23 protein-coding genes are annotated in these 23,291 nt (G+C 29.9%); 20 read left to right on the forward strand and 3 right to left on the reverse strand.

Annotated elements, in window-relative coordinates:
* The first annotated feature begins 87 nt into the window (after positions 1-87).
* The 7 genes from Q0617_RS01830 (at position 88) to Q0617_RS01860 (ending at position 7,738) form a co-directional block, all read left to right on the forward strand.
* Entirely contained in the window at positions 88-1,932 is a 1,845-nt protein-coding gene (locus tag Q0617_RS01830; protein ID WP_298749841.1) for a GGDEF domain-containing protein, read from the forward strand.
* Positions 1,933-2,071: 139 nt separating this feature from the next.
* Positions 2,072-2,971 carry an acetylglutamate kinase gene (argB, locus tag Q0617_RS01835; protein ID WP_298749843.1) on the forward strand — a complete coding sequence of 300 codons (900 nt, stop codon included), beginning with the start codon at positions 2,072-2,074 and terminating at the stop codon, positions 2,969-2,971.
* 45 nt (positions 2,972-3,016) lie between these two features.
* Positions 3,017-4,495, forward strand: coding sequence for a threonine synthase (gene thrC, locus Q0617_RS01840; protein WP_298749845.1), 1,479 nt, complete (start codon positions 3,017-3,019; stop codon positions 4,493-4,495).
* Positions 4,496-4,677: 182 nt separating this feature from the next.
* A complete protein-coding gene (locus Q0617_RS01845) occupies positions 4,678-5,184 on the forward strand; it encodes a Rieske 2Fe-2S domain-containing protein (protein ID WP_298749847.1) in 507 nt (168 codons plus the stop codon).
* A 9-nt stretch (positions 5,185-5,193) separates the two neighbouring features.
* Entirely contained in the window at positions 5,194-6,444 is a 1,251-nt protein-coding gene (locus tag Q0617_RS01850) for a cytochrome bc complex cytochrome b subunit (RefSeq protein WP_298749849.1), read from the forward strand.
* A complete protein-coding gene (locus tag Q0617_RS01855; protein ID WP_298749851.1) occupies positions 6,441-7,313 on the forward strand; it encodes a c-type cytochrome in 873 nt (290 codons plus the stop codon). Before Q0617_RS01850 ends, Q0617_RS01855 begins: the two co-directional genes overlap by 4 nt.
* A gap of 29 nt (positions 7,314-7,342) precedes the next feature.
* Positions 7,343-7,738 carry a hypothetical protein gene (locus tag Q0617_RS01860; RefSeq protein WP_298749853.1) on the forward strand — a complete coding sequence of 132 codons (396 nt, stop codon included), beginning with the start codon at positions 7,343-7,345 and terminating at the stop codon, positions 7,736-7,738.
* A 5-nt stretch (positions 7,739-7,743) separates the two neighbouring features.
* Here the strand turns inward: Q0617_RS01860 and Q0617_RS01865 are convergent, their stop codons facing one another.
* The gene (locus Q0617_RS01865; protein ID WP_298749855.1) at positions 7,744-8,412 is read right to left on the reverse strand and encodes a 16S rRNA (uracil(1498)-N(3))-methyltransferase; all 669 of its coding nucleotides are present in this window, start codon (positions 8,410-8,412) and stop codon (positions 7,744-7,746) included.
* Entirely contained in the window at positions 8,412-8,705 is a 294-nt protein-coding gene (locus Q0617_RS01870; protein WP_298749858.1) for a hypothetical protein, read from the reverse strand. Before Q0617_RS01870 ends, Q0617_RS01865 begins: the two co-directional genes overlap by 1 nt.
* Positions 8,706-8,887: 182 nt before the next feature.
* On the opposite strand from Q0617_RS01870, the gene Q0617_RS01875 reads away from it, so the two are divergent.
* The 8 genes from Q0617_RS01875 to accA all read left to right on the forward strand — a co-directional run bounded on the left by Q0617_RS01875 (position 8,888) and on the right by accA (position 15,538).
* The gene (locus Q0617_RS01875; RefSeq protein ID WP_298749861.1) at positions 8,888-10,108 is read left to right on the forward strand and encodes a molybdopterin molybdotransferase MoeA; all 1,221 of its coding nucleotides are present in this window, start codon (positions 8,888-8,890) and stop codon (positions 10,106-10,108) included.
* Positions 10,101-10,772: a 7-cyano-7-deazaguanine synthase QueC gene (gene queC / locus Q0617_RS01880; RefSeq protein WP_298749863.1), complete on the forward strand. Its 672-nt coding sequence runs from the start codon at positions 10,101-10,103 to the stop codon at positions 10,770-10,772. The genes Q0617_RS01875 and queC overlap by 8 nt, the downstream gene beginning before the upstream one ends.
* On the forward strand, positions 10,772-11,308 hold the full coding sequence (locus tag Q0617_RS01885) for a 6-carboxytetrahydropterin synthase (RefSeq protein ID WP_298749865.1): 537 nt from the start codon (positions 10,772-10,774) through the stop codon (positions 11,306-11,308). Before queC ends, Q0617_RS01885 begins: the two co-directional genes overlap by 1 nt.
* The gene (locus tag Q0617_RS01890; protein WP_298749867.1) at positions 11,301-12,050 is read left to right on the forward strand and encodes a 7-carboxy-7-deazaguanine synthase QueE; all 750 of its coding nucleotides are present in this window, start codon (positions 11,301-11,303) and stop codon (positions 12,048-12,050) included. The genes Q0617_RS01885 and Q0617_RS01890 overlap by 8 nt, the downstream gene beginning before the upstream one ends.
* Before the next feature lie 65 nt (positions 12,051-12,115).
* Complete coding sequence (gene fabG, locus Q0617_RS01895; RefSeq protein ID WP_298749869.1) at positions 12,116-12,859, forward strand: 3-oxoacyl-ACP reductase FabG; 744 nt, start codon at positions 12,116-12,118, stop codon at positions 12,857-12,859.
* Between the two features lie 77 nt (positions 12,860-12,936).
* Positions 12,937-13,167, forward strand: a complete 231-nt coding sequence (gene acpP, locus Q0617_RS01900; protein WP_298749871.1) for an acyl carrier protein — start codon at positions 12,937-12,939, stop codon at positions 13,165-13,167.
* Between the two features lie 132 nt (positions 13,168-13,299).
* On the forward strand, positions 13,300-14,559 hold the full coding sequence (locus Q0617_RS01905) for a beta-ketoacyl-ACP synthase II (RefSeq protein ID WP_298749876.1): 1,260 nt from the start codon (positions 13,300-13,302) through the stop codon (positions 14,557-14,559).
* A gap of 40 nt (positions 14,560-14,599) precedes the next feature.
* Positions 14,600-15,538 carry an acetyl-CoA carboxylase carboxyl transferase subunit alpha gene (accA, locus tag Q0617_RS01910; RefSeq protein WP_298749878.1) on the forward strand — a complete coding sequence of 313 codons (939 nt, stop codon included), beginning with the start codon at positions 14,600-14,602 and terminating at the stop codon, positions 15,536-15,538.
* 23 nt (positions 15,539-15,561) lie between these two features.
* Here the strand turns inward: accA and Q0617_RS01915 are convergent, their stop codons facing one another.
* Entirely contained in the window at positions 15,562-15,906 is a 345-nt protein-coding gene (locus Q0617_RS01915) for a histidine triad nucleotide-binding protein (protein ID WP_298749880.1), read from the reverse strand.
* Positions 15,907-16,008: 102 nt separating this feature from the next.
* On the opposite strand from Q0617_RS01915, the gene pheS reads away from it, so the two are divergent.
* The 5 genes from pheS (at position 16,009) to Q0617_RS01940 (ending at position 23,286) form a co-directional block, all read left to right on the forward strand.
* Entirely contained in the window at positions 16,009-17,001 is a 993-nt protein-coding gene (gene pheS, locus Q0617_RS01920) for a phenylalanine--tRNA ligase subunit alpha (RefSeq protein WP_298749882.1), read from the forward strand.
* Complete coding sequence (gene pheT / locus Q0617_RS01925; protein ID WP_298749884.1) at positions 16,998-19,316, forward strand: phenylalanine--tRNA ligase subunit beta; 2,319 nt, start codon at positions 16,998-17,000, stop codon at positions 19,314-19,316. The genes pheS and pheT overlap by 4 nt, the downstream gene beginning before the upstream one ends.
* On the forward strand, positions 19,317-20,597 hold the full coding sequence (aroA, locus tag Q0617_RS01930; protein WP_298749886.1) for a 3-phosphoshikimate 1-carboxyvinyltransferase: 1,281 nt from the start codon (positions 19,317-19,319) through the stop codon (positions 20,595-20,597).
* 120 nt (positions 20,598-20,717) lie between these two features.
* Positions 20,718-21,551, forward strand: a complete 834-nt coding sequence (locus Q0617_RS01935; protein ID WP_298749888.1) for a 4-hydroxy-3-methylbut-2-enyl diphosphate reductase — start codon at positions 20,718-20,720, stop codon at positions 21,549-21,551.
* A gap of 82 nt (positions 21,552-21,633) precedes the next feature.
* Positions 21,634-23,286 carry a 30S ribosomal protein S1 gene (locus Q0617_RS01940; protein WP_298749891.1) on the forward strand — a complete coding sequence of 551 codons (1,653 nt, stop codon included), beginning with the start codon at positions 21,634-21,636 and terminating at the stop codon, positions 23,284-23,286.
* Positions 23,287-23,291: the final 5 nt, after the last annotated feature.

Consider the following 23,291-nt stretch of genomic DNA (forward strand, 5'->3'; position numbering starts at 1 on the left):
TTTTTAATTATTTTTAAAAATATCTATTAATTAAATTATTTAAGAGTAGTGATGATAGAATACTTTTACATTTTTCAAAGGCATCAGATGGTTTCAAAACGTAAAATATCATTTTCACTTTTTTTAGTAATGGCAGTTATGTTCATTATCCTTATTTTAAACATTTTAATGAATTTTCGTGATTACGGATTACAAAGTGTTGAAAATAAGGCTAAAGCAATCGCTCAAACTGTAAAACATAGTTTAACTTCCCATATGGTTAATGGAGTTATTGACAATAGAGAATTATTTCTTCAACAAATTACAAAATTAGAAAATATCGATAATATTTGGCTATCAAGAGCACCTGCGGTTATTGAACAGTTCGGTATAGGTAATAATAATGAAGTGGCAAGAGATAGTATTGATGAAGAAGTATTGCACACAGGAAAAGAAAAAGCAGTAATTGATGAAAAAATCTTTGGTAAAAGTTCTTATAGAATAACTATTCCCTATATTGGTTCATCAGAGGGAACTATAGATTGTCTATCTTGTCATACTACTGCAAAAAGTGGTGATACATTAGGGGCAATAACAATTAGTATGTCTGTTGATGATATAAAAGAAGTTGGTATTATAACTGTTGGAAATACCATTGTTATTGCATTAGTACTGATTATTTTTATATTAATTTTTGTAAATAGACTTATCTCACCATTTTTAATGCTATTTGATTCAATAAATCGTGTTATGAAAAAAGCACAAAAAGGTGACTACTCAGATAGAATTGGTTTAACAAATGGTAAAGAGAGTGATTCAGTAGCAAGTTGGATTGACAGTTTATTGGAAAAACTTCAAACAACCCTAGATGATATCGAACAAAAAATCAATGTCTTTTTAGTTCATCAAAAAACAAAAAAAGAAGATCCACTTATTGATGTAAAATTAACAGTTAATCGACTTGCTGATATTTATAGATTTAGAAAAACAATAGAACATGATGAATATATAAATGAAGTATATGACCGGTTAGCCTATGTACTTAAAGACAAATTTAAATTATCGGATTTTAATTTTATTGAAGCTGATACTACCCATAAGAATGTAGAAATTGTTTATGTTGAAAAAGAGATTCACTGTGCTGCACAGGATGGTTGTAGAGCAGATAGAACAAATACCCTTGTTGATTCATGTCAGTTCCATGATATATGTGACAAGTTCAATCATGACACAAATAAATATTACATATGTATTCCTTATTCAATTTCAAATGATTTAGACTTTATTGTATCAATTATTTGTGATACAAAAGAAGAGAATGAAAGAGTACGTGCTTTATCTCCATCAATACAAGATTATATTGATGCTGCAAAACCTGAAATAGTTAGTAAAAAACTTATGCAAATATTAGAACTAACGGCAAGAACAGACCCTTTGACTGGCCTTTTTAATAGAAAATATCTTGAAGAGTCAGTTAAAACAATGATATCACAAGTAAAACGTTCTGATATAAAATATGGTATTTTAATGGTAGATATAGATTTCTTTAAAATGATTAATGACAATTATGGACACGATGTGGGGGATCAAGCAATAAAAGTAATTTCCCAAACACTAATTGAAAATACAAGAGAATCTGACACAGTTATAAGATATGGTGGAGAAGAGTTTGTTGTTCTGCTTTATAATTGTGATGAAAATTATTTATTTGATGTATCAGAGAAAATAAGAATAGCTTTCTCAAAAAAAGAGATACCAGCGGGAACAATCACTTTCAACAAAACAATAAGTATTGGTTCTTCAATTTTCCCACTACATACAGACAATTTTTGGCAATGTCTAAAATTTGCAGATCTTGCCTTGTATAATGCAAAAGATACTGGTAGAAATAAATCTGTTATATTCTCACCAGACCTAATAAAAGACAGTGAACTAAATGAGCAACAGTATTAAAGTTAGTTTTCTAACTTTAATACCTTATAACTACTTTTTTTATTACACATTAAATTAAAATCATTTTATAAATAAGCTACTTTTTAGTATAATGCCCAACTTATAGAAATACAATACTAAAGAAAAGGTCAAATAACCTATGCAAAAAAAAGCTCATAAAGTACAAACCCTCCTTGATGCTATTCCATATATCAAGAAATTTTATGGAAAAGTAATTGTAATCAAATATGGGGGAAGTGCACAAACTTCTCCTGATCTTCAAGAAAAATTTGCACAAGATATTGCACTTCTTTCACTTGTAGGAATCAAGCCAGTAATTGTTCATGGTGGCGGTTCTAGAATTTCTGAAATGTTAAAAAAGTTAGAGATTCATTCTGAATTTGTAGATGGACACAGAGTTACTTGTGGCGATAGTATGAGAGTTGTGGAGATGGTGTTAAGTGGAGAAATTAATAAAAATATAACTTCACTATTAAATCATCATGGCGCAAAAGCTATAGGAATATCAGGAAAAGATTCATCAATAATTCAAGCAGAAGCAAAAGATGGTGGTAAGTTTGGATATACAGGTGTAATAACACAAATAAATGGAAAAATGCTTACAAATCTTATAAATGAAGGATTTATTCCAGTTATTGCTCCAATAGCAGATGCAAAAGAGCCTGGACATCCTGGATTTAATATCAATGCAGATGTGGCTGCTAGTAAAGTTGCCATTGCACTTGGAGCACAAAAGGTTCTGTTCTTAACAGATACTTTAGGAGTTCTTGATAAAGATAAAAACCTTTTAAACTCACTAGATAAAGAAGATGTTGAGTTTTACAAAAAAAATGAAACAATTGCAGGTGGTATGATTCCAAAAGTTGATTCTTGTATTGATGCAATTTACAATGGAGTAAATAAAGCCCATATAATTGATGGAAGAGTTGAACACTCAATTATTCTTGAACTATTTACAAATGATGGAATTGGTACACAATTTGTAAGAAAAGATAATCCAAACAATGGAATAGATTTAGAAAAATTATTAAATGATTAAAGAAGTTAAAGTCCCTATGTAAAGGGACTATTTTAAGGAATAAAAATGAATTTTATAGAGACAAGAGGAAATGATGGAATTAAAGCAAAAGAGATAAGCTTTAGTGAAGCAATTTTAAGCCCAAGTGCTTCTTTTGGAGGACTTTATGTTCCAAAAGAGCTACCAAAATTAGAAGATAATTTTTTACAAAATCATCTAAACTCAAGCTACAAAGAGCTTGCATATGACATATTAAAAGCTTTTGAGATAGATATTGATGAAGAGGAAATTAATAAAGCTTTAGATTTATATGATAATTTTGATGATGCTTCAAATCCTTGTCCTGTTGTAAAAATAGAAGACGACCTTTTCGTACATGAACAATATCATGGTCCAACGCGAGCTTTCAAAGATATGGCGTTGCAACCATTTGGTTCTATTTTAAGTTCAATTGCAAAAAAGAAAAAGGAAAAATACCTAATCTTAGCAGCAACATCAGGAGATACAGGACCAGCTGCACTTAATACTTTTAAAAATAAAGAGAATATTCAAGTAGCTTGTTTATATCCAAGTGGTGGAACTAGTGATGTTCAAAGATTACAAATGGTTTGTGAAAATGGAACTAATTTAAAGGTAATAGGTATCAAAGGAAACTTTGATGATGCACAAACTGCACTTAAAAATTTATTGGCTTCTAAATCTTTTAAAGATGAATTAGAAAAAGATGGTATAAAACTAAGTGCTGCAAATTCAGTGAACTTTGGAAGAATAATATTCCAAATAATCTATCACTTTTGGTCATATATCCAACTATTAAAACAAAATGAAATAACATTTGGCGAAAAAATTTATCTAATAGTTCCAAGTGGAAACTTTGGAAATGTATTAGGTGGATTTTATGCACTCAATATGGGTGTGCCAATTGAAAAACTTTTAGTAGCTTCAAATGAAAATAATATTTTAACTCAATGGATAAACACTGGTACTTATGATATTAGAGGAAAAAATTTACAACTTACAAAATCACCAGCAATGGATATTTTAAAATCCTCAAATATAGAAAGAGTTATTTTTAGTATTTGTGGGGCTAATAGAACAAAAGAGTTGATGGATTCTTTAAATGAACAACTATATTTTAAAATGAATCAAAACGAAACAGAAAAACTTCAAGAATATTTTTCTGCAATTGAGTCAAATGATGAATATGGAGTAAAAATAATTAAAAAATACTCAAATAAAAATTATATCATGGATCCACACACAGCAACTTGTATAAAAGCATATGAACATTTAAAAGAGAAAAATTTAAAAACTGTTATGTATTCAACAGCAGAATGGACAAAGTTTTCACCAACTGTTTTAAATGCTTTATATGAAAATAATGAAAAATATGATGACAAAGTCGCTTTAGAAAATATTTCAAAAGAGTGTAATGTAAAAATACCTAATGTCATTTCAGAACTATTTAATTCTACTATTTTACATAATGATGTTGTAAATAAAGAAGACATAGAATCTAAAATAATTGAATTTATCTCTTCATAATATAACTTAAACTTATAATTATAGGGTCAATTCTACCCCTATAATTTCTTCTACAATCCATATAATGTGTAGTTTAGACACGTTTTGCTATTTTATCGATATGATTTGACCTTAGTCATATATATTTAAGATATTGTTAAATATAATGACTAGATTTTAATTTTAAAAAAAGGAAGCCAAATATGTCTAATGAAATTAATAGACGAGATTTTCTTGGTTACTCATTTGCTGCAGTTGCTGCAGTTGGTGGTGCTGCGTCGCTTGTTGGTATGAAACAAGCATGGGATCCACTTCCAAGTGTACTTGCTGGTGGGTTTACAACAATCGACTTAGCTCCACTTAAAGCAGGTGAACCAGAAACATTTACATGGAGAGGAAAGCCAATTTTTGTTCTTAAAAAAACGGCTGAAATGGAATCTTCAGATAGAGATTTAGTTGTAGGTAGTGATAGATATACTGTTGCTATTGGTCTTTGTACACACTTAGGTTGTATTCCAGCATGGAAAAAAGACAAATGGAAATGTGCATGTCACGGTGGGGAATTTAACCCAAGTGCTAAGCAAACTTTTGGTCCTCCTCCAAGACCTCTTGATTTACCTCCATTTAAAGTTGAAGGAACTACTATTGTTTTAGGTAATACTGGTCCTGAATCTGAAAAAATTGCTGCTTATTTAGCAACACAAGCTTAGGAGAGTAAAATGGCAAAATTTGAAAAAGCAAACTCTGTTGGTGAGTGGTTAGACCAAAGATTAAATCTTACAACATTCAATAAAGTTATGATGACTGAATATTGGATTCCAAAAGATATTAACTTTTTATGGGCTATGGGTGTTCTTTTAGCAACAACATTTGGTATTTTAATTATCTCAGGAATTTTCTTGATGATGTATTACAAACCAGATATTAATTTAGCATTTGATTCTGTTAACTATACTATTATGCAAGAAGTTGCATACGGTTGGCTATTTAGACATATGCATGGTGTTGCAGCTTCTGTAATTTTCTTAATTATATATATTCACATGTTTACAGGTATCTATTATGGTTCTTATAAACAAGGTAGAGAGATGATTTGGATTTCTGGTATGTTATTATTTATGACATTCTCAGCAGCAGGATTCTCTGGATATATGTTACCATGGGGACAAATGTCTTACTGGGCAGCAATGGTTATTACAAACTTATTTGGTGGAGTGCCTGTTATTGGTGATGCTCTTGTAGTTTGGATTAGAGGTGACTTTAATGTTGCTGATGCTACATTAACAAGATTCTTTATGCTACATGTTTTCTTATTACCAGTTGCAATTATGGGACTTATTGGATTACACTTTTATACATTAAGAATTCCACACGTAAATAATCAAACTTCTGAAGAGTTAGATTTTGATGCAGAAGCTGAAAAATATCTTTCTGGAAATAAAAAAGAGTCAAAAGTTATTCCTTTCTGGCCTGTATTTATCTCTAAAGATTTAGCAGTACTTGGTATCTTCTTATTATTCTATTTTTACTTAGTATTCTTCCACTATAACTTTGCTATGGATCCAGTTAACTTTGATCCTGCAGATAACATGGTTACCCCTGCTCACATTTATCCTGAGTGGTATTTCCTATGGTCATACGAAGTATTGAGAGGTTTCTTCTTTGATGTAGGTCCTATAAAAGCATTTGACATTGGTTTAATGGCCTTTGGATTTGCTAATGCTATTTTCTTAGTATTACCATTCCTAGATAGAGATCCTAAAATCTTGCCAGCGCACAAAAGACCTAAATTTTTTATTTGGTTCTGGATTTTAATGGCAGACTTGATTGTATTAACAATTTGGGGTAAATTGCCTCCTACAGGAACAAATGCATATATTGGGTTTGTAGCTGCTGTTGCATTTATTTTAATATTCTTGGTATTACCATTTGTTACGAAGTGCGATGCTAAGAAAAGGGGTGACGTATGAGAGAATTAAAGATTTTAGCAGTAGTAGTAGCTCTTACGCTAATTACATACTGGGGTGTTGAACCATTTGCACACTCGCAAATGCACCCTCACGTTGAAGCTCCTGATTATGAGTTCAAAGATGTAGATGGATTAAATGGTCTTAAAGGTAATGCAAGTGATGGTGCAATGCTAGTTCAATCTAACTGTACAGCTTGTCACGGAATTGAAAAAGCAAATTTCCCAGCACTAATGGATAATGCTAGCAGTGCTGCAGCATATGGAGTTGTTCCACCAGATTTAAGTACTGCTGGAAAACTTTATAATGCTGATTATTTAGCTGCTTTTATTAAAAATCCTGCAAAAGCATCTAATGTTTCACATAAATATACTGATGGAAAAGTTCATCCAATGCCAGGTTATGACTGGATGCAACCACAAGAAATAGCTGATATTGTTGCTTATTTACAATCAATCGCTCCAGAAGAGATGACAAATAAAGAAGTATATGCTGATGCTTGTCAAAGATGTCACTCTATTAAATATGGAGATATGAAAGGTGGTTCAATGGCTGCTTTCACTCCAGATGCAAATATCAAAGGCTACATGGGTAAATACCCACCTGATTTATCTCAATATATTAGATCAAGAGGTCATGAGTATTTACATGAATTTATAAATAATCCACAAAAACATCTTGAAGGTACAGCAATGCCAAGAGTTGGGTTAACAAAACAAGCTGAAACACAAGTTATTAGTTATTTAGAAGAAGTTGGTGACTCTAAAAAAGCAGAGAGAGAAGAGTTAGGACCTAAATTCCTAATCTATTTAGTAATCTTTGCAATATTTGCTTGGTTATGGAAAGTTAAACAATGGAGAGAGATGCATTAAGCATCCTCTTTATTAAAAGGAAAATAAATATGAAATTAATCAAATTAGCACTTATTGCAACTCTTAGTTTTAGTGTTGCAAATGCAGAAAACGTTATGCAAAAATCTATGTCTATGATGGATGAAGGTATGACTTTAATTCAAAAAGGATTCATTAATAGTAATATTGCTTTAATTAAAGATGGAGCAAAACTTGTTGATGAAGGTAATGCACTTTTTTCAGATGAAAAAATCATAAAAGAGTTTTTACCAAAAGATAAAAAACACATGATAAATGTTGCTGAAAATGCTTCAAAAAGAATAAGCTTAGATTTAAATGTATTAGAACTTAACGTAGATGAAAAAGCTTACGTTAATGCTGCTAATGCATATTCAGATATGCTTAATGCATGTTCAAGATGTCACTCAATAGTTAGAGAGTGGTAATTCTTTTATAGTAGTAGCTTGGCTGCTACTACTGTAACTGCTGTTTCACTTCTCAAAATTAGATTAGAATTTATTCCCACAATTTTTTCACTAGAAAAGTTTTCTAACTCATTAGAGGAAAACCCACCCTCACATCCAACAATTATTCTTCTTATCTCTTTATTATTATCAATATAATTTTCTGAGAAATTAAAAATAAAAGCGTCATCATAGATTTTTATAACTTCTGATAAAGAGTTTAATATCTCCAATTTAATAATTGAACTTCTTCCACACTGTTGAGAAGAGTTAATCAATATTTTTTCAAATTTTTCTAGATTTAATTTGAAATTCTTTTGTGAATAATCTGCATAAAAGAAAGTTATTTTATCCACACCTATTTCATTTAGATAGGGAAGTTGTTTCTCTATTGTTTTGGGATCTACAATGGCCCATATAAGATGGAATTTTTTGTTAGACTCTAGACTTTTTTCTTCTTTTTCAAGAAGTCTTAGGGTTGCATCTTTTTTTGTTATATCAAAAATCTCATATTTATAGATATAACTATCAACAAGATTTCTAAAATAAATAGTTGAACCAATCTTTTCACGTCTTACTTTAAAAAGATATTTGTAAATATCTCCATCTACTTTTAGCGTTTCATTTGATGCTTCAGAAGAATAAATAAATTGCATTAGAATATCTTGCTAATAATATATGTAGAAATAATTATTACGATTTCAATAAGATATATTTTCCTAGAAAATTTCAAAAACTCCTCTTGCAATTCTATATCTGCTACTTTAATAACTCTCATCTTTTTAAATCGTTTAATTTCTAATACCATTACTGCAATTGAGGCTGCAATCATAATAAATATTGTAAAACTAAATATTTTTTCATAAAAAGCAACAATAGTTCCTGTATAAATAATAACTGCGTTTAAAGTATGGTATAAAGGTGTTAAAAATTTTAATCTTTTTGCCAATTTTACAAAATTACCTATATTATAAACGCTATAAAAATTAATTATCATCACAGATATAAAAATATAAATAAAAAAAACGTGTGTATCTATTGAATCCTGCATTAAATCCATGTTTATCTCACTTTTAAAAAATTTTGGTATTATATCAGACTTAAGCATAGGTATAAGTAAAAGGATTTTATATGAGTGTATCGGTTGAAGAGGCTTTAAATATAATTATAAATTCTATTAAAATAAAAGATTTTGAAATAGTCCCTATTGAAAATGTAACATCAAGAATTAGTGCCCAAAAAATATATGCAACAAGTTCTTTACCAAAATTTAATAACTCTGCAATGGATGGATATGCAATTTTATTTGAGGATAAAGATAAAGAACTATTTGTAACAAATAAAATATTTGCAGGTGATGATAACCAAGATATAATTGAATCTGGAACTAGTATAAAAGTGATGACAGGAGCTAGAGTTCCAAAAAACTGTGAAGCTGTTATTGCCCAAGAAGATGTTGAAGTCATTGGAAATAAGATTAAAATAAATTATGATGTAAAAAAGATGCAACATGTTAGATTTGTAGGAGAAGATATACAAAAAGGTGAACTTCTTATTGATATAGGTGATGAAATAAACTTTTCAAAAGTCACCCTTTTAGCTTCGCAAGGTGTTTCTCATATAAAAGTTTACAAAAAACCAAGAGTTGTAGTTTTTGCTTCAGGGGAAGAGTTAAAACTTCATTATCAGCCAATAAAAGAGTATCAAATATATAATTCAAATACTCCTACCTTTATTTCAAGAGCTCAAGAATTAGGCTGTGATGTGAGTTTTATTGGGCAAGCAAATGATTCAATTGAATCAATAAAAGAGTATATAAACAACTCTTTAAATGCAGATTTAATAGTTACCTCTGGTGGTGTTTCTGTTGGAGAAGCAGATTTTACAAGGGAGTCTTTTACTCAAGTTGGTTTAGAAACTTTATTTGATGGTATTATTGTAAAACCAGGCAAACCAACAATCTTTGGTAAAATAAAAGATACCTATATTTTAAATCTTCCAGGAAATCCTCTAGCTTCTGCTATGGTTTTTGAAATGATTGGAAAAATAATTATTCAAAAAATGCTTGGTTCAAAAAACTTTTACCATAATTTCATTACAACAAAACTAGGTAAAGACTTATTAAATAAAAAAGGGAGATTAACTCTTGTCCCTGGTTTTTTTGATGGAGAAAAATTCAATCCATCTGATAAAAAGAGTCCAGGTATGATATCAATCTTAAGCGAATGTAACTCATTTATTGTACTAAATGAAGATATAACAAAATTAAATGAAAATCACATTGTAAAAGTATTACCAATAAACTGGAAATATTTTTGTAATGAAAAAAAGGATTATATAACTTATGAGTAAAAAAGCTATTTGTATATTAAGTGGAGGAATGGATTCCACACTTGCTTCATATATTGCTAAAAATGAAGGCTATGAAATTATTGCTATTCATTTTAATTATGGGCAAAGAACACAAAATAGAGAATTAAAAGCATTTAGGGATGTATGTGAAAGTTTAAAGGTTAAAAATAAATATGAAATTGATATACCATTTTTCACACAAATTGGAGCAAGTGCTTTAACTGATGCAAATATTGATGTTCCAGTTGATGGAGTTAAACCTGGTGTTCCAATTACCTATGTGCCATTTAGAAATGGTATTTTTCTTTCTATTGCAGCTGCAGTTGCTGAAAAAGAGAATGCAGAAGCTATGTATATTGGAGTTGTAGAAGAGGATAGTAGCGGATATCCTGATTGTACAGATTCATTTATAAATCAAATTAAAAATGCAATCAATGAAGGTACAAGAGAATCAACACATATTAATATCAAAACTCCTTTAGTAAAACTTCACAAAAATGAAATTGTGAAAAAAGCACTTGAATTAAATGTTCCACTAGAGCTTACTTGGTCATGTTATAAAGAAGAGAATGAAGCTTGTGGTGTTTGTGATTCTTGTAGATTAAGATTAAATGGATTTGCCCAAGCAAATTCAAAAGATCCAATACCATACAAAGGTTCTTGATGAGATGGAATATTTCAAAAGAGTTTGATTTTTGTTATGGACATAGAGTTTGGTCACAAGAGTTAAACCCTGATTTTTCACTAGATTCATGTTTGATGTGCAGACACTTGCATGGACATCAAGGCAAAGTAATAGTTCACTTAGAAAGTTCAAATTTAAAAAATGGAATGGTAACTGATTTTAAACACCTAAATTGGTTTAAACAGTTTTTAGATGATACTTTAGACCATAAATTTGTCTTAGATTTAAATGATCCTTTGTTTGAGACTTTATTGCCACACTTTAAAGACAAAAAAGAGTTACTTTATCACAATGAAGATTTTTATACTTTTGATTTAACTACTATAAAAAAGGAACCAATTCATATACATGAAATGTATGAGGGATATATCCTAGTTGATTTTGTACCAACTAGTGAAAACCTTTCAGCTTGGCTTTTAAAAATATTACAAAAAAAGATGGATGAAATATCTATAAAAGTATCCCACGTGGAGTTTTTAGAAACTCCTAAAAGTAAAAGTACAGTTTATGCTTGAAATAAATGAGATATTTGGTCCAACTATTCAAGGTGAAGGAAAATTTGTTGGGAATCCATCTATTTTTATAAGATTTGGAAAATGCAACTTTAGATGTGAAGGTTTTGCCGTTGAGTATGAAACTCCAAGTGGAGTAAAAAAGTGTTCATGTGATTCATTTTATGCAGTTGATCCAGCTTTTAAAGACCAATGGCATAAAATGAACAAAGATGAAATAATAAATGAAGCTAAAAAGCTGGAACCCTCTTATAAAACTGACATTGTAATAACAGGTGGTGAGCCACTTTTGTATTGGAACAACGAAGAATTTCAAGAGATATTAGAATATTATATTTCAAATGGATATAAAGTTACAATTGAGACAAATGCTTCATTAAATATTAATTTTACAAAAGATTATCAAAAAAAGATAATCTTCTCTATGAGTGTAAAACTTTCAAACTCCCTTGAGCCATTAAAAAAAAGAGTTAATGAAGAGACTCTCAAAAAAATCATATTAAATACAGAAGAATCATACTTGAAATTTGTAATTAGTAAAGAGTTTATTTCAAAAGCTAAAGCTGAGATTGAATCAATCTCATCAATAATACCAGATTGTGATATCTATCTTATGCCTATGGGTGATAGTGCAGATGAAATTAATAAACACAGTGAAAGCGTTATAGATATGGCAATTGAATCTGGATATAAATATTGTGATAGGCTTCATATTAGGGTTTGGGATAATAAAAGAGGTGTATAAATAGACATTAAATTAATATTTTGATATTATTAAAACTATTTTTATAAACTATAACAAGGATAAAGATGAAATTTACAGGTTCTAATGTACTAGTAACAGGTGCTAGCAGAGGAATAGGTGCGCAAATCGCTAAAACTCTTGCAGGTCATGGACTTAAAGTATGGATAAATTATAGAAGTGGAGCAGATGCTGCTTCTAAAATTCAAGAAGAAATCGAAGCTGCTGGAGGAAAAGCTGCAATAATAAAAGCAGATGTAACAAATGAAGATGAATTTGTAAGTGCAATTAATACAATTATTGACTCAGATGGGCAACTATCTTATTTAGTTAATAATGCAGGTATTACAAAAGATAAACTTGCACTTAGAATGTCTGTTCAAGATTTCAATGATGTAATAAGTGCAAACTTAACATCAGCATTTATTGGTTGTAAAGCAGCACTTAAAGTTATGGGTAAAAAAAGATTTGGTTCTATTGTAAACATCTCTTCAATTGTTGGAGAAATGGGAAATCCAGGTCAAACAAACTATTCTGCTTCTAAGGGTGGATTAAATGCAATGACTAAATCATTTGCAAAAGAGGCAGCTGCAAGAAGTATAAGATATAATGCAGTAACTCCTGGTTTTATTCAAACAGATATGACTGATGAATTAAAAGATGAAGTAAAAGCGGAATATGAAAAAAATATCCCGCTAAGTAGATTTGGCAAGCCAAGTGAAATCGCAGATGCGGTTGCATTTTTATTAAGTGACCACTCTTCATATATAACTGGTGAGATATTAAAAGTTAATGGTGGCTTGTACGTATAAGCTAAAAAAGTTTATTTAAAAGAATATTTAAATGCTTTTGGGTATAATTCTTGGACAATTTTAAAAAAGGAAAAAAAATGGCATTATTAGATGATGTGAAAGAAGTAGTAGTTGAGCAATTAGATTGCGATCCAGCTGAAGTTAAAGAAGATTCAAAATTCATTGAAGACTTAGGTGCAGATTCATTAGACGTTGTTGAGCTAGTTATGGCTTTAGAGGAAAAATTTGACATCGAAATCCCAGATGAAGATGCTGAAAAAATCTTAACTGTAGCAGATGCTATTAAATACATCGAAGATAATAAATAATCAAGATAACAAACGTTTTTCTTGAGTCAAATAAAGAGTTAATTTTAACTCTTTATTTAAATTTTTGAATTTTTATAAAAAAATTGAACAATTTAAATAAAATAAATTATAATCACAATGGAGCTTAAATAGATGAAAAGAGTTGTAATAACTGGACTAGGTACTATAAATTGTTTAGGACACAATGTAAATGATTCATTTGATGCAGTAGTTGCAGGAAAATGTGGAATCGAAGAAATTACTCTTTTTGACCCAGCAGAATATTCTGTTAAAATTGCAGGAGAAGTAAAAAATTTCGACCCAACAACAGTTATGGATAAAAAAGAAGTAAAAAAAGCTGATAGATTTATTCAATTAGGTATTAAAGCTGCAAAAGAAGCTATGATAGATTCTGGTTTTGTAAGTGATGGTAGTAATAAAGTTGATGATAGTATTTCAAATAGATTTGGAGTTATTTCAGCTTCTGGTATAGGTGGACTTTCTACAATTGAGAGTAACTCAAGAACACTAGAACTAAAAGGTCCAAGAAGAATTTCTCCATTTTTCATACCTTCATCTTTAGTAAATATGTTAAGTGGATTTATCTCTATTGAACATGGATTAAAAGGTCCAAGTTTATCTCATGTAACTGCTTGTGCAGCTTCAACACATGCTTTAGCAGATGCAGTTAAAACAATCGCTTTAGGTGGTGCTGACAATATTTTAGTTGTGGGTGCAGAATCTGCTATTTGTGGAGCTGGTATTGGTGGCTTTGCTGCAATGAAAGCACTATCAACAAGAAATGATGACCCTCAAACTTCATCAAGACCATTTGATAAAGATAGAGATGGTTTTGTTATGGGAGAAGGAGCTGGAGCTTTAGTTGTAGAAACTTTAGATTCTGCTTTAGCAAGAGGCGCAAAAATTTATGCTGAAGTTATTGGTTTTGGGGAAAGTGGTGATGCAAATCATATCACTGCACCTGTAATGGATGGTCCACTAAGAGCAATGAGAGCTGCATTTGATATGGTAAAATCAAATACTGGAGAATATCCAAAAATTGATTATGTTAATACGCATGGAACTTCTACACCAGTTGGTGATGTAAATGAAACAAAAGCTATCAAAGAGTTATTTGGAGGTAAAGAAAATTGTCCTCCAGTAACATCAACAAAAGGTCAAATTGGTCATTGTTTAGGAGCAGCAGGTGCTATAGAAGCAATTTTTGCTATAAAATCATTAAATGATGGTATTATTCCCCCAACAATCAATATAATAAATCAAGATGAAGAGTGTGACTTGGATTATGTTCCAAATGTTGCTAGAAAAGTTGACCTAGATATCGTTATGAGTAATAACTTTGGTTTTGGTGGAACAAACGGTTCAGTTATATTTAAAAAATATACAAAATAATTTATATTAAAATCTAAATCTTTTTAATAAAAGGAATGAAGTGCCAACTTATTTGACATTTGAAGAAAAAATTAAAGCTATTGAAGAAGATATACTAATTGCAAAAACTAAATCTGATGAGCATGCAGTTGAAATTCTAGAAAAAAAGTTAGAAAAAGAAGTTGAAAAAACTTTCAAAAATTTAACTGATTACCAAAAACTTCAACTTGCACGTCATCCAGATAGACCTTATGCTATGGATTATATAAGAGGTCTTTTAACAGATGCTTATGAAATACATGGTGATAGACATTTTAATGATGACAATGCAATAGTTTGTTACTTAGGTAAAATAGGTAATGAAAAAGTAGTTGTAATTGGTGAGCAAAAAGGTAGAGGTACTAAAAATAAACTAAAAAGAAATTTTGGTATGCCAAGTCCTGAAGGATATAGAAAAGCCCTAAGAGCTGCAAGATTAGCTGAAAAATTCAATTTACCAATACTAATGTTAGTGGACACTCCAGGTGCATATCCAGGTATTGGAGCTGAAGAGAGAAATCAATCAGAAGCTATCGCTAAAAACTTATACGAATTCTCAGATATTGATGCGATAACTGTATCAGTTGTGATTGGAGAAGGTGGTTCAGGTGGAGCACTAGCAATTTCAGTTGCTGATAAATTAGCAATGATGAGATACTCAGTATATGCAGTTATTTCACCAGAAGGTTGTGCTGCTATTTTATGGAATGACCCAGCTCAAGCTGAAACTGCAGCTAACTCTTTAAAAATCACAGCAGATTCACTAAAAAGTCTTAACTTAGTTGATGATGTTATAAATGAACCTTTAATAGGAGCTCATCGATCAAAAGAAGAAGCAATAAAAGCTTTAGGTGATTATTTTATTGAATCAGTAAATGAAATAAGAGAGCTATCAAAAGAAGAAAGATACGAAAAAAGATATCAAAAATTGATGTCTTTAGGTAGCTTTACTCAAAAATAGTAAAAAAGAGAAAATCTCTTTTTTTACTCTTTTGTTTTATCCCCAACTAATCTTCCAACATACTCTCCACCCAAAATATGAAAATGTAAATGATGCACAACTTGCCCACCTTGTTCACCAATATTAGTGATAAGTCTATAGCCATCATCTCTTAAATTTAATTTTGAAGCAACTTTTTGAATAAACTCTGTCATGCCAGCCATTATTTTAGGTGGTACTACATCAAATGAGGTGTAGTGGTCTTTTGGGATAACTAAAATATGTACTTTACATGAAGGATTGATATCCTCAAAAGCTAAAAATTTTTCATCTTCTAAAATAGTTTTATTTGGAATTTCTCCATTTACAATTTTACAAAAAATGCACATCTATAATTCCTTTTAATAGTATTAAATTTTATTATAACCAAACTCTAATAAAAACTTAAGTACAATAATCACCTTTTATATAAATGAAAATAGGGGAAATAATTGAGAGAGTGGATCGAAAAAATAGAATCTGCTGATTCTATAGAAACCTTAGAAAATCTAAGAATTGAGATACTTGGTAAAAAAGGTTTCTTAACTAAAGAGTTTGCAAGATTAAAAGATATTCCAAATGAAGAGAAAAAAGCTTTTGCACAAAATCTTAATAATAATAAAGTTGAAATAAACAATGCTTTAGAAGTAAAAAAAGAGATTTTAGAAAAAATAGAATTAAATAAAAAACTTGAAGCAGAAAAAATTGATGTTTCTAGATTTAATACTAACCTAACATGTGGGGCATTTCATCCAGTTGCAGATACAATGGATAGAATCATTACATATTTTCAAAACTTAAACTTTTCAGTTGAAGAAGGGCCTTTAGTAGAAGATGATTTTCATAACTTTGAAGCACTAAATCTTCCTAAATATCATCCAGCACGTGATATGCAAGATACTTTTTACAATAAAGACTATACACTTTTAAGAACTCATACTTCTCCTGTACAAATAAGAACAATGCTATCACAAAAACCCCCAATAAGAATGATAGCACCAGGTACAGTATTTAGAAGAGACTATGATATTACTCATACACCTATGTTTCATCAAATCGAAGGGTTGGTTGTTGATAGTTCTGATAAAATTTCATTTGCTAACTTAAAACATGTACTTGAAGAGTTTTTAAAACATATGTTTGGAAATGTTGAAGTGAGATTTAGACCATCATTTTTCCCTTTTACAGAACCCTCAGCTGAAGTTGATATTTCTTGTGTATTTTGTGAAGGTGAAGGTTGTAGAGTTTGTTCATACACAGGCTGGCTTGAAGTTTTAGGTTGTGGAATTGTAGATGAAAATGTATTTAAATCTGTTGGATATGAAGATGTTTCAGGTTATGCTTTTGGATTAGGAGTAGAACGATTTGCTATGCTAATTCACAATATTGGAGATTTAAGGTCTCTATTTGAAAGTGATTTAAGACTATTAGGACAATTTAAATGATAATTACAAAAAGATGGCTAGAAGATTTTATAGATATATCAAAAATTGATATAAACGATATTTGCAAAAAATTAAACTCAATTGGTTTAGAAGTTGATTCACTAGAAAAGGTTAGAATACCTTCTGGTGTAGTAGTTGGATATATTGAATCAAAAGAGAAACATCCTGATGCAGATAAATTATCAATTTGTCAAGTGAATATTGGAAGTGAAGTTTCTCAAATAGTATGTGGTGCTAAAAATGTGGCAGAGGGGCAATATGTTCCTGTTGCAACAGTTGGTTGTGTTCTTGGAGCTGATTTTAAAATAAAAAAAGCAAAACTAAGAGGTGTAGAATCATTAGGTATGATTTGTTCTTCAACAGAACTTGGACTTCCTAAATTAAATGATGGTATTTTAGAACTTGATGATTCAATTGGTGAATTAATTATTGGAAAAGAATTAAATGAATATAGACTTATCAATGATGATATTATTGATATAGAATTAACAGCAAATAGAGGTGATTGTTTAAGTATTCATGGCGTTGCTAGAGAATTAAGTGCTTGTTATGGAATAAATATATATGAGCAAGAAAAGAACTTAGAATACAATGATAAGGGAATTGGACAATTGCTTGAAATTGAGTGTGAAAGTGCAATTAACTCTTCACTAATTTACAAAGCTGGTGATTTTGAAGAGTTAAAAGTTCCTCTATTATACAAATTAAGAGTTGCTATTTTAGACCTTTATAAAGATTGTGATATTGAAAATATTTTAACATATTCTACTCACACAACAGGTGTTACACTACATGCTTATGCAAAATCTGATTGTGACACTTTAAATGAATTATCAGTACTTCATATTAAAAAATCTGAAAATGGATTTGACGAAGTTTATGGGAAAGAAAGATTAAGTACTATTAGTATTAAAAATGAAGCAATCAATAAAGAAGATAATACATATATTCTAGAAGCTTCATATAATAACCCTGAAGAGTTATCAAAAAATGTATTTGAGAAAAAAATAAAAACAGGTGAAGTATATTATAAAACATCAAGAGGATCTGAGCCAAATATTGAATCTGGTATGGAATACTTCACAACATTAATCTCTAAATTTGGTGCAAAACTTTATAGAGGATATGAAGTATTTACAGAAGATAAAGAGAGATTATCAATAGATGTAAGTATTAAAAGAGTAAGTTCAATTGTTGGAAAAACATTTACAAAAGTAAAAATTGAAAAGATATTAAGTGGATTGGGATTTATCGTAAGAGATGGTGGTTCAGGTGTTTTATCAGTTCAAGTTCCACTTTTTAGACATGATATAAAAAATATTGCAGATATTACAGAAGAAGTTGTAAGAATAGTAGGTATTGATAATATTGAATCAACTCCATTGCAAATAGAAGAAGTAAATAGAGTAAATGAAGCATCTGAAAAAATAATCAAAAAAAATAAAATAAGAGCAAAAGCTATTGAAGATGGTTTTTTTGAAACATTAACTTATGTTTTTACAAGCAAAGAGACTTTAGTAAAATATAATCTTGATACAGTTGATGAAAAACTTGATATTTTAAATCCAATTGTAAATGAACTAAATACTTACAGAACAACTATAATAACAAACCTAATAGAAGCTTGTTCAAATAACTTCAAACAAGGGTTTAAAAAAGTTGCCTTCTTTGAAATTGGTACAGTTTTTGACACAGCTAGAAAAGAGTCAAAAAAAATCTCTTTTATTTTTAGTGGAGATAGAGAGCATGAATCTTTTTTAAATAATGGAAAACCAAAACTAATTGACTTTTTCACATTTTCTAAAAAAATAGCAAATAGTATTGGAAGCTTTGATTTAGAACCAATGAATGAAATTACCAATTCATTAATTCATCCATATCAAAATGCTAGTGTAATTGTAGACAATAAAATAATTGGTTTCATCTCTAAATTACATCCAAATGTTGCAAATGATTATGATTTACCAGATACGTTTATTGCTGAGATTGATTTTGATAAAATTGAAAACTCTTTAGTAAAAGCAAATGAATATTCAAAATTCCAAGCTTCAAAAAGAGATTTAAGCTTAATTGTTCCAAAAAGTATTTCATACTCTAGAATAAGAAATGTAATTAATAGTATTGAGGATGATACAATCCAACAGTTTAATTTAGTAGATACTTATAGTGATGAAAAACTAGGAGACAAAGAGAGTTTAACAATAAGATTTGTTCTACAAAGTTTTGAAAAAACACTAGAAGAAGAAGATATTACAAAAACAATGAGTACTATTTTAGATAAATTAAATACAGCCTTAGGAATAGGAATAAGATAAATGCAAAGTTTTAGCATAGATGCTTTAAGTAAGCCATTTGACATAGTAATTGATAATATTGCAAGTGATAAATCAATCTCCCACAGATGTGCAATGTTTTCATTACTAAGTAATGAAACATCACACATCAAGAACTTCTTAACAGCAGAAGATACATTAAACACTCTTTCAATAGTTGAACAATTAGGTGCAACTATACAAAGAGATGGCTCAACTGTTACTATTACACCAAAAGAATTCCTAAGTGAACCAGCTAACGTTTTAGATTGTGGAAATTCTGGAACAGCCATGAGACTTTTTTGTGGTTTTTTAGCTTCTATTGATGGAGCTTTTACCCTTGTAGGAGATAAATATCTTCACTCAAGACCCATGAAAAGAGTTGCAGACCCACTTAGAAGTATTGGCGCTAAAATTGATGGTAGAGAAGATGGAAATAAAGCACCACTTTTTATAAGAGGTGTAAAAAAATTAGAAGCTTTTACTTACCACTCACCTGTTGATTCTGCGCAAGTAAAATCAGCTATGATTCTAGCAGCGCTAAGGGCTAATGGCATTTCAAAATATAAAGAGAATGAACTAACACGAGATCATACAGAGAGAATGTTAAGAGGTATGGGTGCAAAATTAGAAAATGATAGTGAAGGATTTATACATATCCATCCACTAACTTCATCTTTAAAACCTTTAAATATAACAGTACCAACAGATCCTAGTTCTGCATTTTTCTTTGCTCTTGCAGCAGCAATTACACCAAAGGCAAAAGTAACAATTAAAAATGTAACTTTAAACCCAACTAGAATAGAGGCTTATCAAGTTTTAAAAAGAATGGGTGCAGATGTTGAGTTTATTGAAAAAGAAAATGTATATGAGCCAATAGGAGACATTGTAGTAGCCAATAAAGAATTAAATGGTGTAGATGTTAGCGAAAACATTTCATGGCTTATAGATGAGCTCCCTGCACTTAGTATTGCTATGAGTTTAGCAAATGGAAAATCAAAAGTATCAAATGCAAAAGAGTTAAGAGTAAAAGAGAGTGATAGAATAAGCTCAGTTGTAAATAACTTAAAGCTTTGTGGTGTAAATTATACAGAGTTTGAAGATGGTTATGAAATAACTGGTGGAAAACTTCAAAAAGCTGTAATTAACTCCCATGGAGATCACAGAATTGCAATGAGTTTCGCAATTGCTGGATTAAATTCAGGTATGGAAATAGAAGATGTTGATTGTATATTAACTTCTTTTCCAAACTTTAAAGAGATATTAGATACTTTAAAAAATTAAAAGGACAATTCCTTGTCCTCTTTAGGATTTGCTTCTTTAAAGGTAGCTTTGCTATCTTGCTAAAAGAAGTTATAAAAGAAAAGGTCCCTTAAAAATAGGGACTATTTTTAAGGACAATTTATGAAAGTAAAATTAGCATCATCTTATGGGTTTTGTTTTGGAGTAAAAAGAGCTATAAAGATTGCTGAGGAGTATAAAAACTCTGCAACAATGGGACCTCTTATTCATAATACAAATGAAATAGATAGGCTTAAAAATGATTATAATGTAGGATTATATACCTCTTTAGATGAAGTAAAAGATAATGATACAATCATTATTAGAACCCATGGTATTCCAAAATTTGATTTAAAAAACCTAAAAGCAAAAGATGCAAAAGTTATCAATGCCACATGTCCTTTTGTGACAACTCCTCAGCAAATAGTTAAAAAAATGTCCCAAGAGCAATACTCAATTGTAATTTTTGGAGATGAAGACCATCCTGAAGTTTTAGGTGTTCAATCTTATGCAAAAGATCAAGATGATGTTTTTGTAATACTAGAACCTAGTGATTTGGATAAAATAACTTTTAAATACTCAAAAATAGCAACCATTGCTCAAACAACTAAGAAAAAAGAGAAATATCTTGAAATTGTAAACACTTTGATTTTAAAAAATAAAGAAGTAAGAGTATTTAATACAATTTGTGATGCAACTTTTGAAAATCAAGATGCAGCAAGAGAGTTATCAAAAGAAGTAGATATTATGATTGTAATTGGAGGTAAAAACTCCTCAAATACAAAACAACTTCTTAGTATTGCTCAAGAGAATTGTAAAGATAGTTTTCTCTTAGAAGATGAGAGAGAATTGGAAGCTTCATGGTTCAAAAATAAAAAACTTTGCGGTATAACAGCCGGTGCATCGACTCCTGATTGGGTTATACAAAAAGTTGTAGACCAAATAGAAAGATATTAATCAAATACTTAAAATAGTAGTTTAAGCCAAGCTTCGATATAATCATCGCATTTTATAAATAATGGTTATACGAAGGAAAAATATGGGTATCGAAGATATTGAAATTGGTGAAGACTTTGACTTTGAGCAAATGCTTAATGAGTCTTTCGAAAATGCAGAGAACAACTCTGTAGTTGATGGTGTTATTGTTGAGATTTCTGGTGAAAATGTTTCTGTAGATGTTGGTCAAAAAGTTGAAGGAAGACTACATATTTCTGAAATCACTATTGGTGGTGAAGTTAAGTATAAAGTGGGAGACACGCTTCCTGTTATACTAATGGGTACTAGAGGTGAAAAACCTTCTATCTCACATAAGAAAGTTTTACAAAAAGAAAAATTTGATGCTTTTGTTAAAGAACATACTGAAGATTTAGAAAATGTTACTATTGAGGGTAAAATTATCTCTATTAAACCAAGAGGTGGATTTATAATTGAAGATGACAATGGCTGTGAATACTTCATGCCAATGGCACAATCATACTTAAAAGCTCAAGGTGCACTTGGTAAAAAAGTTAAAGCAAAAGTTCTTAAAATAAATGAAGCTCAAAGCTCTATTATAGTTTCTAGAAAAAAACTTATTGAAGAATCTAAATTAGAAAAAGATGCAAAAGTTGCTCAATTTCTAGAAAATGATGGTCCAATCAATGGAACAATCAAAAAAATCACATCTTATGGAATGTTTGTTGATTTAGGTGGAATTGATGGTTTAGTAAACTACAATGAAATCTCATACAAAGGTCCAGTAAATCCATCTAATTATTATGCTGAAGGTGATGAAGTTACTGTTAAAGTTCTATCTTATGATAAAACTAAACAACACTTATCATTATCTGTTAAAGCTGCTCTTGCTAACCCTTGGGAAGAGATCAGAGACGAATTAGAAGTTGGTGATACAATTACTGTAACTATCTCTAATTTTGAATCATATGGTGCATTTGTTGACTTAGGAAATGATATTGAAGGTTTATTACATATTTCTGAAATTTCATGGAATAAAAATCTTAAAAATCCAAAAGATCTTTTAACATTAGGTGATGAAGTTAATGTTGAAGTTATTGAATTAGACGTTGATAAAAAAAGATTAAGAGTATCTTTAAAAAATCTTCAAGAGAAACCTTTTGCAAAATTTACAAAAGAGCATAAAGTAGGAGATATCGTTACTGGTAAAGTAGCAACATTAACTGAATTTGGTGCATTTGTTACTTTAGGTGATGTTGATGGTTTATTACATAATGAAGAAGCTTCTTGGGAAGGTAATGCAAAATGTAAAAACCTTTACAAAAAAGGTGATGAACTTGAAGTTAAAATTATCAAAATTGATAGAGAAAAAGAGAATATTTCATTATCAATCAAAGATATTACAGATTCTCCTGCTAAAAAATTCCAATCAACTCACAAAATTGGTGATATTGTAAAAGGAACAATTAAAGATCTTAAAGATTTCGGATTATTCATTAAAATTGAAGATAATTTAGATGGATTAGTTAGAAATGAAGATTTTGGTCCTTTAACACCAGAAGATGTAGAAGTTGGTAAAGAGATTGAAGCTGTTGTTGTGAATATTGATACAAATAGAAATAGAGTTAGATTATCAATCAAAAGATTAGAGCAACAACAAGAGAGAGAAATCCTAAAATCTGTTAATGATGATTCATCTATGACTTTAGGTGACTTATTAAAAGACCAAATGAAATAATTCAA

Origin of the sequence: uncultured Arcobacter sp., from assembly GCF_937982575.1 — a bacterium.
GTDB lineage: Bacteria > Campylobacterota > Campylobacteria > Campylobacterales > Arcobacteraceae > Arcobacter.

Excerpts from the sequence above, each read along its gene's own strand:
- fabG (WP_298749869.1), top strand. The coding sequence starts at position 12,116 with ATGAAATTTACAGGTTCTAATGTACTAGTAACAGGTGCTAGCAGAGGA.
- Q0617_RS01875 (WP_298749861.1), top strand. The coding sequence starts at position 8,888 with ATGAGTGTATCGGTTGAAGAGGCTTTAAATATAATTATAAATTCTATT.
- argB (WP_298749843.1), top strand. The coding sequence starts at position 2,072 with ATGCAAAAAAAAGCTCATAAAGTACAAACCCTCCTTGATGCTATTCCA.
- Q0617_RS01935 (WP_298749888.1), top strand. The coding sequence starts at position 20,718 with ATGAAAGTAAAATTAGCATCATCTTATGGGTTTTGTTTTGGAGTAAAA.
- Q0617_RS01865 (WP_298749855.1), bottom strand. The coding sequence starts at position 8,412 with ATGCAATTTATTTATTCTTCTGAAGCATCAAATGAAACGCTAAAAGTA.
- Q0617_RS01915 (WP_298749880.1), bottom strand. The coding sequence starts at position 15,906 with ATGTGCATTTTTTGTAAAATTGTAAATGGAGAAATTCCAAATAAAACT.
- aroA (WP_298749886.1), top strand. The coding sequence starts at position 19,317 with ATGCAAAGTTTTAGCATAGATGCTTTAAGTAAGCCATTTGACATAGTA.
- Q0617_RS01860 (WP_298749853.1), top strand. The coding sequence starts at position 7,343 with ATGAAATTAATCAAATTAGCACTTATTGCAACTCTTAGTTTTAGTGTT.
- pheT (WP_298749884.1), top strand. The coding sequence starts at position 16,998 with ATGATAATTACAAAAAGATGGCTAGAAGATTTTATAGATATATCAAAA.
- Q0617_RS01855 (WP_298749851.1), top strand. The coding sequence starts at position 6,441 with ATGAGAGAATTAAAGATTTTAGCAGTAGTAGTAGCTCTTACGCTAATT.
- thrC (WP_298749845.1), top strand. The coding sequence starts at position 3,017 with ATGAATTTTATAGAGACAAGAGGAAATGATGGAATTAAAGCAAAAGAG.
- Q0617_RS01905 (WP_298749876.1), top strand. The coding sequence starts at position 13,300 with ATGAAAAGAGTTGTAATAACTGGACTAGGTACTATAAATTGTTTAGGA.
- Q0617_RS01890 (WP_298749867.1), top strand. The coding sequence starts at position 11,301 with ATGCTTGAAATAAATGAGATATTTGGTCCAACTATTCAAGGTGAAGGA.
- Q0617_RS01845 (WP_298749847.1), top strand. The coding sequence starts at position 4,678 with ATGTCTAATGAAATTAATAGACGAGATTTTCTTGGTTACTCATTTGCT.
- acpP (WP_298749871.1), top strand. The coding sequence starts at position 12,937 with ATGGCATTATTAGATGATGTGAAAGAAGTAGTAGTTGAGCAATTAGAT.
- Q0617_RS01850 (WP_298749849.1), top strand. The coding sequence starts at position 5,194 with ATGGCAAAATTTGAAAAAGCAAACTCTGTTGGTGAGTGGTTAGACCAA.
- Q0617_RS01885 (WP_298749865.1), top strand. The coding sequence starts at position 10,772 with ATGAGATGGAATATTTCAAAAGAGTTTGATTTTTGTTATGGACATAGA.
- Q0617_RS01830 (WP_298749841.1), top strand. The coding sequence starts at position 88 with ATGGTTTCAAAACGTAAAATATCATTTTCACTTTTTTTAGTAATGGCA.
- Q0617_RS01940 (WP_298749891.1), top strand. The coding sequence starts at position 21,634 with ATGGGTATCGAAGATATTGAAATTGGTGAAGACTTTGACTTTGAGCAA.
- queC (WP_298749863.1), top strand. The coding sequence starts at position 10,101 with ATGAGTAAAAAAGCTATTTGTATATTAAGTGGAGGAATGGATTCCACA.